Genomic DNA, 11,402 nt, shown 5'->3' with positions numbered 1-11,402 from the left:
GGTATGGCACAGGACGCAGGAAAAAAGAAGACCACTGTTGCGTCCCAGTTCTTTAAGGCGGTGGGAAACGGCTTTAAGGACATAGGGGTAACTTTTAAGGAGGGAGACTGGAAGACCAAGATCTCTTACCTTATTTTCGGATTCGGACCTATCATGAGAGGACAGATCCTTATAGGAGTTGCACTCCTTGCTTGTGAGGCTCTTTTCATCTGGTTTATGACGGGCTTCGGATGGCAGTATCTTTCCAAGATTTCAACTCTTGGAACAGTAGCGACCAAGAAGGTCGGCAGAAAGACGGTATACGGAGACAACAGTTTCCTTATCCTTCTGTTCGGTGTTCTTGCAATTTTCGCGGTCATTGCGCTGATAGCGATATGGTATATAAACATCAAGGAGAACCGCAAGGAAGAGCTGATTCTTAGAAACGGCAAGAAGCTTCCTTCAAACGGAGAGGTTTTCCATTCACTTTTCGACAGGAATTTCCACAAGACACTGCTTGCACTTCCTGTAACGGGAATCTTTGTATTTACGGTTCTTCCCATTGCATTCATGATCCTGGTGGCCTTTACCAACTATGACAAGAATCATCAGTCACCTACAAATCTCTTTACCTGGGTGGGACTTTCAAACTTCAAACAGCTGGTATCCTTCTCAGGCGCAGGCATCGGACCCACCTTCGTACAGGTTCTTGCATGGACTCTTGTATGGGCTCTGTTTGCTACATTTACAAACTATTTCCTTGGACTGGCAGTTGCCATGCTTATCAACAAAAAGGGAATCAAATTCAAGAGACTTTGGAGAACCATCCTGGTTCTTACCATCGCGGTTCCCCAGTTTGTTTCACTTCTTTACGTTATGAAGATGTTCGCCAATGACGGACTTATTAACGGATACCTGATAAAGTGGGGAATCATCAAGACCTACATTCCTTTCTGGACTGATCCGCTGCTGGCAAGGATTACCATTATCGTTGTCAATATCTGGATCGGTATCCCTTACATGATGCTGATAGCAACAGGACTTCTCATGAACATCCCCGAGGATCTTTACGAGAGCGCAAGGATCGACGGAGCCAATCCCTGGCAGATGTTCAGGAGCATCACCCTTCCATATATGCTGTTTGTCACAGGACCTTTCCTTCTGACACAGTTTACAGGAAACCTCAACAACTTCAATGTTATCTACCTTCTTACACAGGGTAAGCCGCAGTCAGTCAATCTTGCGGAGAAAGCCGGATATTCAGACCTGCTTATCACCTGGCTCTATAAGATGACTGTCAACGACACCAACTACAGGATGGCAGCGGTAATCGGAATCATGGTATTCGTAGTTACAGCGGTTATTTCACTGGTTGTCTACAACATGCTTCCTTCAGTAAGAGATGAGGAGGGCTTCCAATAATGAAATCATACAAGACAAAAAGAGCCATCGGAAACGCTGTTGGCTATATCATACTGATACTTATAAGCATTATCTGGCTGTTCCCTTTTGTGGGACTGGTTCTTCAGAGCTTCAGATCCTATGCCACAGAGTACGGCGGAATGGTGGACTACCTTGTTCCCAAGCAGTTCTCTCTGGACAATTACAAGTTCCTGTTTGACAGCAGTCAGACCAATTATCTTATGTGGTACAAGAACACCATTATCATTGCGGTGTTTGTATCTCTGCTTCAGACCATTATCCAGCTTTGCGTAAGTTATTCACTTTCAAGAATGAGATTCGCAGGAAGAACATTCCTCATGAGATTCTGGCTTATCCTGGGTATGTTCCCCGGATTCCTTACCATGATCTGCCTGTACTTCCTTCTGAAACAGTTCGGACTTACACAGGCAGGTGCTATCCCCGGACTTATTCTGGTATCCGTAGCCAGTTCCGGAATGGGATACTATGTCTGCAAGGGATATTTTGACACCATTCCCAAGGCTCTTGATGAGGCTGCTATGATCGATGGTGCCACAAGATCGAGAATATTCTTTACCATGATCATACCCATGTCAAAGCCCATCATCATTTACACCGCACTGGTTGCTTTCATGGCTCCCTGGTGTGACTATGTATTCGCATCTTATGTAGCTTTCGGTCACGACACCAGCTACAACGTTGCAGTAGGTATGACCAGATGGGTATGGACCAACGACTATCAGGGATATTTCACAAGATTCTGCGCCGGCGGCGTTCTTGTAGCCATTCCCGTAACACTTTTGTTCATGTTCCTGCAGAAATACTATGTTGAAGGTGTAACAGGCGGTGCGGTTAAAGGCTGAGAGGACTTGCCGAGGTACTTAACGAGGCTAGTCCGAACGTGTCATGGCGAGCACGCAGTGCGAGAGCATGACTTCCTTGTGAAAATGCCTGTAACATGCTATTGACTATAAAGGGCTGAGAGGACTTGTCGAGGTACTTAACGAGGCTAGTCCGAACGTGTCATGGCGAGCACGCAGTGCGAGAGCATGACTTCCTTGTGAAAATGCCTGTAGCATGCTATTGACTATAAAGGACATATCATATGGCAGACGGTAAAATTACGATTGATGACATTGCCAGAGCTCTTGGCATCTCCAAGACTACCGTATCCAGAGCAATATCCGGAAAAGGCAGGGTTGGAGATGATACCAGGGCTCGTGTCATGAATTACATAGAAGAACACAATTACAAACCCAATATGATGGCCAGGGCACTGGCTCAGCAGAAGACCTACAACATAGGTGTAGTCTGGCCTGACGATTACAATGCTGTGGATCTGCCTTTTTTCCAAAGGTGCATGATCGGTATGAGTGAGGTTACCTCAAGCTACGGCTATGACATTGTGGTCTCGCTTATAACCGGCGGAGATATCAGCGGCTTAAAGCGTATCATTGATAACCACAAGGTTGACGGCATCATCCTTACCAGGACCCTTGTAAATGACAGACCCGCAAGATTCCTAAAGGAGAGCGGTATACCCTTTGTTGCGGTAGGAAGTACCAGCGACCCCGACATTGTCTCCGTTGATAACGACAATTTCTCTGCATGCAAGGAGCTCACTTCAATACTTATAGCCAAGGGGTTAAAGCGCCTTGCGCTGATAGGCGGCTCCATGGGACACGTTATCTCCAACACCAGGTATGCCGGATTTATGGATGCATTCAAGGATGCGGGTATATCGGTTGATCCCTCCCTTATCTATCTGGATGTGGAATCCATGACCAAGGTGCGGAGGATTCTCAAGGACCTTCTTAAGAAAAAGATCGACGGTGTTATCTGTATGGATGACAATATTGCCGGAGAAGTTATATCCAGATGCAGGGACGAACACATAAGGATCCCGGAGGATATCCGCCTGGCTTCCTTCTACAACAGTTCAATCCTTGATAATACCATGCCATCAATAACATCCCTTAATTTCAACGACAGAAATCTTGGGGCTGAGGCAGCCAAGAGTCTTTTGGAGCTTATTGACGGCAACAGGGTCGCAAATAAGATGCTCAGCAATTACGAAGTGGTGCTCAAAGAGAGCACAAAATAAAGAACTGATAAAGAGGAGTTTTTATGAAAATAAACAAGGATTCACAGATCACCTTTGATCCCGTTAGCATCATCGTGGACAACAAGCGCTGGTTTCCTATGATGGGAGAAATGCATTTCAGCAGATATCCCCACAAGTACTGGGATGAAGAGCTTGCCAAGATGAAGGCCGGCGGAATTGACATTGTATCTCTGTATGTGATCTGGATCCATCATGAAGAGATACGGGGTGAATTTGATTTTACCGGAGACAGGAACCTTAGACAGTTCATGGAAGCGGTAAAAAGAAGCGGCCTCTACTGCGTGCTCAGAATAGGTCCCTGGGCCCACGGCGAGGCAAGAAACGGCGGCTTTCCCGACTGGCTTTTGGAGGATGCAAAGAGCAAAGGCTATGAGACAAGGACCGATGCACCCGCCTACCTTGAGCATGTAAGAAGATTTTACGAAAAGACCTATGAACAGGTTCAAGGCTTTTTCTTAAAGGACGGCGGACCTGTCATCGGAATCCAGATCGAAAATGAGTATGGCCACTGCGGCGGCAAAAACGGTGAAGAGGGTGAGCAGCATATGAGGACCCTGCTTGCCATGGCAAAGGAGATAGGCTTTGTTACTCCCATCTACACTGCTACCGGCTGGGGTGGCGCTGTCACAGGCGGCATGATCCCGGTTATGGGCGGCTACTGTGAGGCCCCCTGGGATCAGAGAACTACTGAAATTGAGCCCAGCGGCAACTATATTTTCACCAGGGAAAGAAACGACCACAATATCGGTTCCGACCATGGGCTTGGAGCCGGCATTACCTTTGATATGGACAAATTCCCTTATCTTACGGCGGAACTTGGCGGCGGACTTCAGGTGACAAGACACAGAAGGCCCATCGCAACTGCCTCTGATACAGGCGCAATGTCCATGACAAAGCTTGGAAGCGGTGCTAACCTTCTTGGATACTACATGTATCACGGCGGTACCAATCCCAAGGGCAAGCTTACAACTCTTCAGGAGACAAAAGAGACGGGCTATCCCAACGACCTTCCGGAGTATTCCTACGATTTCAACGCACCGCTTAGGGAGTTCGGACAGATGGAAGATACCTACAGGGAGGTAAGGCTTCTTGCTTCCTTTGTCAGGGATTTCGGCGATGACATTACGGATATGCCTTACGTTCCTCAGCCCGGCAATCCCTTAAAGCCCGACGATCTTACGTCCCTGAGGACTTCGGCAAGATATAAGAAGGCTTTGGGAAAAGACGGCTCGCAGTATACCAGAGGCTATCTTTTTGTTAACAACTATCAGAGAAGATACGAGATGGCTCTTCACAAAGACACAGAGCTTAAAGTCTTCGACGAGGCCGGAAGCGAGGTTCTTGCTTCTTTTGCCAAAAGAGACATCGCAGATGGCGACTATTTCTTCTACCCCTTCAACATGGAAGTGGGAGACGGAGCTCTTTTGACCGTGGATGCAACTCCTTTCTGCATCCTGCATGATTTTGACGGTCTGGGTCACAATGCCTATGTGTTCTATACCGATACGGACAGAGAGATCAGCGCGGATGTTAAAGGAGATCTTTCGGGGAATGTGATCGTTACCCTGACAAGAAACGAAGCAGTCCATTCCGTAAAGACCACAATCAGCGGAAAAGAACGCCTTATCATCTCTGAGGCAGATGCGGTTACAGACAGAAACGGGGCGACATATCTCTATGCGATGGTATCTGACACTGAGAGATCGGCAGTACCTTCCTTCAGATGTTTCCCTGCTCTTTCAAAGGCGCCGGAAGGATTTACCGCAAAGAGTGAGGGAAAGGCGGCTGATTCTTTTTCCACGGGAGATATATTTGCACTGTATGAGAAAGAGGAGGCGATAAGCTGCGATTACGAAAGCGGATTATCGAAGATTTCCAAAGAGGAGTACAGGATCACGGTACCGGGGTCACTTAAGGGGGCGGACGAGCTGTTCCTTACGGTTGATTACGAGGCAGAGGCGGCTAAAATGTATAAGGGCGAGGAAGTCCTTACAGACAGCTTCTACACCGGGCAGGAGTGGGAGATAGGATTAAAGCGCTACTATGACAGGTTCGGTGAAAGTGAAGGCTCTTTTGACCTTAACTGTAAACTGGAGCCTCTCCACGAAAATGCGGCGATATATCTTCAGGAATGGCCGAAAATGACGGATGGAGAAGCCTGCGTCGTAAATAATATCCATTTAATTGCACAATATCGTATCAAAATATCATAAATTGACGTATAATAGTGTTATCGGAGCATTTGCTTCGGTAACACTTTTTTTATGGGGAATATATGATTAATAGTGATATCACTATGACCTATTCCGCAATACTGCGCGATAAGGATGGAAATAAGGTTGTAAGAGTTCAGTTTGAGAGACCTGGAGAATCCGGTAAGGAGCTCGCAGAAGGAGTACTGCCGGATTGTGTTATTGTACGCCAAAACGGTTACAGCAACGAAGAAGCCAAGTGGCTGGAGGAGTATCTTAGAGATAATGCTGATGACATCATGGAGAGGGCCAAGGCCATCAGCAATCCGCTAAAGTGGTTATGAAGTAAAGTCGCGGGGCAACCGGAGGCTGCGCATGCATTATAACTATTACTTTGACATCTGCGCTATTTGCATACTTGCTACCATAGCAATTGTTTCTCTGTCGAGAAGGTGGGTACCGGCTTACAAGCAGAGAGCATATGCTATGCTTTTTTGCGCTGTTCTTGCGGCTACTATCGGAGAGCGGATAGAGACTTATCTGCAGATGTTTCCCGTGAAGGCACCCTGGTATCATGTTGCCGAGATGGCCACCGGATCCTTGTATTTTGTGGCTCACCTGGGCTCCGGATTTTTCTATCTTTTGTACATCTATGCGGTTCTTGATATATTCCTTGATTTTCGGTCTTTAAAAGATTTTGTGCTGTTCTATCTTGGCTATCTTATAGGAATAGTCCTTGTGATCGTCAATATTTTCACCCCCATTCTGTTCTATTATGATGAAAACGGCCTTTACCACAGAGGCGCTTACATTGCCGTTTATTATATTCTTGCAACTTACTATCTGATCTTTGGATTTGGCATGATGGTAAAAAACAGGAATCTCATGAGGCTTCGCACAAAGGCTGTGGTTTATTCCTATATCTTTTTCGTGGCATCGGGAATACTTATTCAGTATTTTTATCCCACTATCCTGATCGAAAATTTCCTCACTACCATAAGCATTACTCTGGTTTACATTACTTTGCAGAACCCCAGTGAGATGGTGGATGAGGCTCTTAATATATTGAACAGAAGGGCATTTCTCGAGGGCCTTGAGCTTAAGACCGGAAGAAAGTCCTCCAATTATACGATCTTTGTGAGCGTGGACAATATCGGAGCTCTCAGCGATGAGATCGGTTATATGCAGGCTCAGAGCGTTCTTAAAAAGATTGCCAAATATCTCAAGCGGGCAGGAAAAAGGGAACTTCAGGTGCAGACCTTCGCCTACAGATATTCCGAGAACGTGTTTGCCATAACGGTTCATACGGATGATGCCAAAAGAGTCGAGGCTCTTTTGAAGATTGTCGCTGACAGACTCAAGAAACCCTGGACTTTTTCCAACATGGCAATCAGAGTCGAGGCACATTGTTTTATCATGAATTACCCAAGACACTATGAGAGCGTGCCGGATCTTATGTCAAAACTGGAGATGATCATTGAGGATATCGGCAATAATCCGGAAACCATTGTAAATGCTGATGATATTGATTTCTATGACAGGAAAAAGAGCATGGATTACGATGTCATGGCCAGAAATAATCTGGATACGAGAATGGCTGTGATAAAGTTCCAGCCCATGCTTTCCAAGATCTACAAGATCAACTACAGTGCGGATGTGCTCTGCTTCCTCATCGACGAAGAGGGCAATGAGATCGATATGAGGGGAAAGGTCCCTGATATAAAGGTAACCCAGGCACTTCTTGATACGGATGAGTTCGTAATAAGAAGAGCCTGCAGAGCGCTGGCGTTTTGGAACGGCGGTGATAAGAACGGCAAATACAGAGCAATAGTGCAGGTTTCCCAGGGCGAGATATCAAGAAATGACTTCATCAGAAGAATAAAGAAGATAGCCAGGGAGGAGAGAGCAGAGATTTCCTGGATAACCTTTAAGCTTTCGGAGACCAATGTCTCCACCATTAATGCCACGGCGGAGAGGAACCTTAAGCTTCTTAAGGATATCAACTGCTCCATCATAATCGATAATTTCGGAAACGGATACGGAGATCTGCAGAAGATCCTCACACTTCCCGTAACACAGGTGAACATTGACCGCGACATTATCGCACAGTCCATGTTATCCGAACAGATGAAGATGGTTACTCAGGGTATAGTAAACCTGTTCCATGATATCAGTATCTTTGTGGGGGCCAGCAACATCAGCTCCGAAGAAGAAAAGCTTATGGCAGAGGAACTGGGATGCGATTTCCTTATAGGTGATTATCTCGGAAGGCCGATGAAAGACAGCTCCTTTGTGAAATTTATAGATGAATACTTCGAATAGGGGACAGTATGGGAGTTATTATCAGTCCTGAAACTTATAATGTAGTATTTTCGGTGGCATCTCTTTTGCTTATTCTTGTCACTCTTACGATACATGTATCGGAGGAGTCGCATTACAGCAGGCAAAAGCAGATTTTCGGTGCCCTTATTATTGATGCCCTGGTTTTGAATATTTTCGGACTTCTGCACAGCCTCTGGGTTTTCAGCGAACCCTTCAGAGCAGTTGTGCCGTATGATATGAACACCAACTTCGTTCTTGTGGAAAAGGTATGTTCGTATTTGCTGTCCTATTATTCCATGATCTACGTAATGTCTATTTTCAGAGCGAATGCGGAGACTGTCTTAAAGAAGATACTTATTATGATTCCGGTGGCATATTCGGTGCTGGTATTTTTCAGCGGGCTTGTAACGGACTTATTCTTTTCCTTTGATGAAATTGGAGAGGTGGCATATCGATATCCGCAGGGCGCAAGTGTAAATATCTGTCTTTTTATATACTTCGGCTACGCGGCATTTCTGTATTTCAAATTCGGAAAATCCCTTACCACAGAGAAATTCCTCTCGCTTATCCTTTACTATGTTGTGATGATGGCGGGAATCCCCATAAGGATCCTTACAAAGTCCAGCTCCATCTTTGAGTTCAGCGTATCCATCGCGCTTTTGATGTGCGTTTACACTTTCCAGAATCCCGGCGAGTTTACGGATTCTCTCTCCGGTGCGGGCACCAGAAATGCTCTGGAATTTGCTATTTCCACCAATCTTCTTCAGAAAAAGGTGTTCACGGTTTTCGGCATCAATATTGAAAGACTGGGGGTTCTGGTCGGAGGCGAGCCCGTGGAGAGAGCGGGAGAGCTGCTCGGTCAGATAACCGCTTATCTTAGACAGCTGTGCCCCGATGGAAATGTTTTTTATGACGATGACGGAAACTTCCTTATGATATATCCTGAGGCTGAACCGGACGATCCTGTTATCGAGAAGGTCTCAGATCAGATCAAAAAACGCTTCAAGGATACCTGGACTATTGGAAACGAGGACATTAAGCTTTTTGAGAGCCCTTATGCCATCGGATTCCCGGATGAGATTGACAACGTCGAGAAATACAACGAAGTCAGAGATGTTATCAAAAAAGCTCTTGCAAGACACAACAGGGATGTGCTTCGGGTTTCCGACCTTAACTTAAAGCACGTTGAGCATGACAAGAAGATAGACAATATTGTAAAGCACGCCCTGGATGACGGACTTTTGGAGGTTTATTACCAGCCGATCTACAGTCCTGCGGAAAAGAGATTTACAACCTGCGAGGCACTTCTCAGGCTTAAGGATCCTCAGCTTGGATTTATTTCACCTGCGGTGTTTATGCCGGTGGCTGAACAGAACGGAACCGTTATAGCCATAGACAATTTTGTGCTGTCCTCTGTGTGTGACATGATGGCAAACTCCGACGCGGTTAAGTACGGGCTTAAATATACGGAAGTCAATCTGTCGGTGGTGGATATCATCCAGACTAATCTGGCGGACAATGCCATCAGGACCATGGAGAAATACGGAGTATCACCGGATCAGCTGAATTTTGAGATCACCGAGACTTTTGAACAGGGTATTACTTCGGTGATGGATGAAAATATCAGGAAACTTACGGAGTACGGTACCTCTTTTTCCATGGATGACTTCGGAACCGGCTATTCAAACCTTGCCAGGATTTCCTCACTTCCCGTGGACATGTTCAAGCTTGACAAGAGCATCGTTCAATCGGCTTTTGAGGACGGTACGAACTACATGGTGATGCTGAATCTGGTGAAGATCATAAAGGGCCTGAAAAAAGAGATTGTAGCGGAAGGCGTTGAGACCGCCGAGCAGGCGGAACAGATAATCCGTCTTGGATGCGATCACATTCAGGGATTCTATTATTCAAGGCCGCTGCCAAAGGCTGCATTCATAGAATTCTTAAAGGAGCACAATAAGTAAGGAAATGTTGCAATAGTAAGGTTGTATATAGTAAAATCATTCAGTGTGCGCCTTGTATAACGCGAGGGCACACTGGATTTAGTTTATGAGAATTAGTTTACAGTAAGGATGGTATGATATGGCACTTATCAAAAAACCCGTAACCGGAATGAAGGATATTCTCCCTGCGGAGATGAAACTCAGGGACTACTGCATAGGGATCATCAAGAAGACCTATGCCGAGTTCGGTTTTACTTCAATTGAGACTCCCTGTGTTGAGTCTTTGGCGAATCTTAACAGCAAGCAGGGCGGAGAGAACGAGAAGCTTATCTTCAAGGTAATGAAAAGAGGCGAGAAGCTCAACCTTGAGACTGCAAAAGAGGAGAACGATCTTACGGATTCAGGACTTAGATATGATCTGACGGTTCCTCTTGTTCGTTTCTATGCCAACCATACCGGTGAACTTCCCGCACCTTTCAAGGCTCTGCAGATGGGAAATGTATGGAGAGCTGACAGACCTCAGAAGGGCAGATACAGGCAGTTCATGCAGTGCGATATAGATATCCTCGGAGAGGCTTCCAATCTTGCCGAGATAGAGCTTATCCTGGCTACCACAACAACACTTGGAAGACTTGGATTTGCTGATTTCAAGATCAGGATCAACGACAGAAGACTTCTTAAGGCAATGGCTGCCTACAGCGGATTCCCCGAGGAAGAGTACGATAATGTATTCATTACCCTGGACAAGATGGACAAGATAGGAATTGACGGCGTTGCCGAGGAACTCTCAAAGAGCGGCTTTGCCACAGAGTCAATTGAGAAGTATCTGGATCTTTTCCGTGCTGCAGAAGGAAAGAGCGGCCTTGACGGACTTAAGGTGATAGCCGATATGCTTGGTGATGCTCTTGAAGAGGAAGTAAGAAACAACCTCGATGAGATCATTTCTTCCGTTGACAGCACCAAGACAGCGAAGTTTGAGATGGTATTCGATCCCACTCTGGTTCGCGGAATGAGCTATTACACAGGAACCATCTTTGAAGTGGCAATGCCTCAGTACGGCGGAAGCTGCGGAGGCGGCGGAAGATACGACAAGATGGTAGGGAAGTTCCTTGGACAGGATACACCTGCCTGCGGATTCTCCATCGGATTTGAGCGTATCATTATGATCATGATGGACGAAGGCTTTAAGATCCCTGATGAAAAGGGAAGGGTTGCATTCCTTATAGAAAAGGGAATAAGAGGAGAGCGCCTTGCGCAGATCATTTCAGAATCCCAGAAGGAAAGAGCAGACGGCAAGCAGGTTCTTGTTGTTCGTATGAACAAGAACAAGAAATTCCAGAAGCAGCAGCTTCTTGAGCAGGGATACGAAGATTTCCGCGAGTTCTATGTAAATCCCATTGGCTGACAGAGCCGGATGAG

General features: G+C 46.0%; 8 protein-coding genes. All 8 read left to right on the top strand.

Going from position 1 to position 11,402, the window contains the following annotated elements; all coding sequences use genetic code 11:
• Positions 1-3: 3 nt before the first annotated feature.
• Entirely contained in the window at positions 4-1,401 is a 1,398-nt protein-coding gene (locus tag T456_RS0115470; RefSeq protein ID WP_024866922.1) for a carbohydrate ABC transporter permease, read from the top strand.
• Positions 1,401-2,264 (top strand): sugar ABC transporter permease, encoded by an 864-nt coding sequence (locus T456_RS0115465; RefSeq protein ID WP_024866921.1) that lies wholly within the window; start codon positions 1,401-1,403, stop codon positions 2,262-2,264. The genes T456_RS0115470 and T456_RS0115465 overlap by 1 nt, the downstream gene beginning before the upstream one ends.
• Positions 2,265-2,506: 242 nt before the next feature.
• A complete protein-coding gene (locus tag T456_RS0115460; protein ID WP_024866920.1) occupies positions 2,507-3,505 on the top strand; it encodes a LacI family DNA-binding transcriptional regulator in 999 nt (332 codons plus the stop codon).
• 23 nt (positions 3,506-3,528) lie between these two features.
• Positions 3,529-5,739, top strand: a complete 2,211-nt coding sequence (locus T456_RS0115455; RefSeq protein ID WP_024866919.1) for a beta-galactosidase — start codon at positions 3,529-3,531, stop codon at positions 5,737-5,739.
• Between the two features lie 62 nt (positions 5,740-5,801).
• Positions 5,802-6,062 carry a hypothetical protein gene (locus T456_RS0115450; protein WP_024866918.1) on the top strand — a complete coding sequence of 87 codons (261 nt, stop codon included), beginning with the start codon at positions 5,802-5,804 and terminating at the stop codon, positions 6,060-6,062.
• A 31-nt stretch (positions 6,063-6,093) separates the two neighbouring features.
• On the top strand, positions 6,094-8,040 hold the full coding sequence (locus tag T456_RS0115445; RefSeq protein ID WP_024866917.1) for an EAL domain-containing protein: 1,947 nt from the start codon (positions 6,094-6,096) through the stop codon (positions 8,038-8,040).
• Positions 8,041-8,048: 8 nt separating this feature from the next.
• Entirely contained in the window at positions 8,049-10,004 is a 1,956-nt protein-coding gene (locus T456_RS0115440; RefSeq protein WP_024866916.1) for an EAL domain-containing protein, read from the top strand.
• Between the two features lie 118 nt (positions 10,005-10,122).
• Positions 10,123-11,388: a histidine--tRNA ligase gene (gene hisS, locus T456_RS0115435; protein ID WP_024866915.1), complete on the top strand. Its 1,266-nt coding sequence runs from the start codon at positions 10,123-10,125 to the stop codon at positions 11,386-11,388.
• Positions 11,389-11,402 lie beyond the last annotated feature (14 nt).

The sequence above is a fragment of the Butyrivibrio sp. FCS014 genome, from assembly GCF_000526935.1.
GTDB lineage: Bacteria > Bacillota > Clostridia > Lachnospirales > Lachnospiraceae > Butyrivibrio.
This window is presented reverse-complemented; position numbering and strand designations above follow the sequence as displayed.

What these genes read in the sequence shown, in the direction of transcription:
- T456_RS0115470 (WP_024866922.1), top strand. Translation starts at nt 4, where the DNA reads ATGGCACAGGACGCAGGAAAAAAGAAGACCACTGTTGCGTCCCAGTTC.
- T456_RS0115465 (WP_024866921.1), top strand. Translation starts at nt 1,401, where the DNA reads ATGAAATCATACAAGACAAAAAGAGCCATCGGAAACGCTGTTGGCTAT.
- T456_RS0115460 (WP_024866920.1), top strand. Translation starts at nt 2,507, where the DNA reads ATGGCAGACGGTAAAATTACGATTGATGACATTGCCAGAGCTCTTGGC.
- T456_RS0115455 (WP_024866919.1), top strand. Translation starts at nt 3,529, where the DNA reads ATGAAAATAAACAAGGATTCACAGATCACCTTTGATCCCGTTAGCATC.
- T456_RS0115450 (WP_024866918.1), top strand. Translation starts at nt 5,802, where the DNA reads ATGATTAATAGTGATATCACTATGACCTATTCCGCAATACTGCGCGAT.
- T456_RS0115445 (WP_024866917.1), top strand. Translation starts at nt 6,094, where the DNA reads ATGCATTATAACTATTACTTTGACATCTGCGCTATTTGCATACTTGCT.
- T456_RS0115440 (WP_024866916.1), top strand. Translation starts at nt 8,049, where the DNA reads ATGGGAGTTATTATCAGTCCTGAAACTTATAATGTAGTATTTTCGGTG.
- hisS (WP_024866915.1), top strand. Translation starts at nt 10,123, where the DNA reads ATGGCACTTATCAAAAAACCCGTAACCGGAATGAAGGATATTCTCCCT.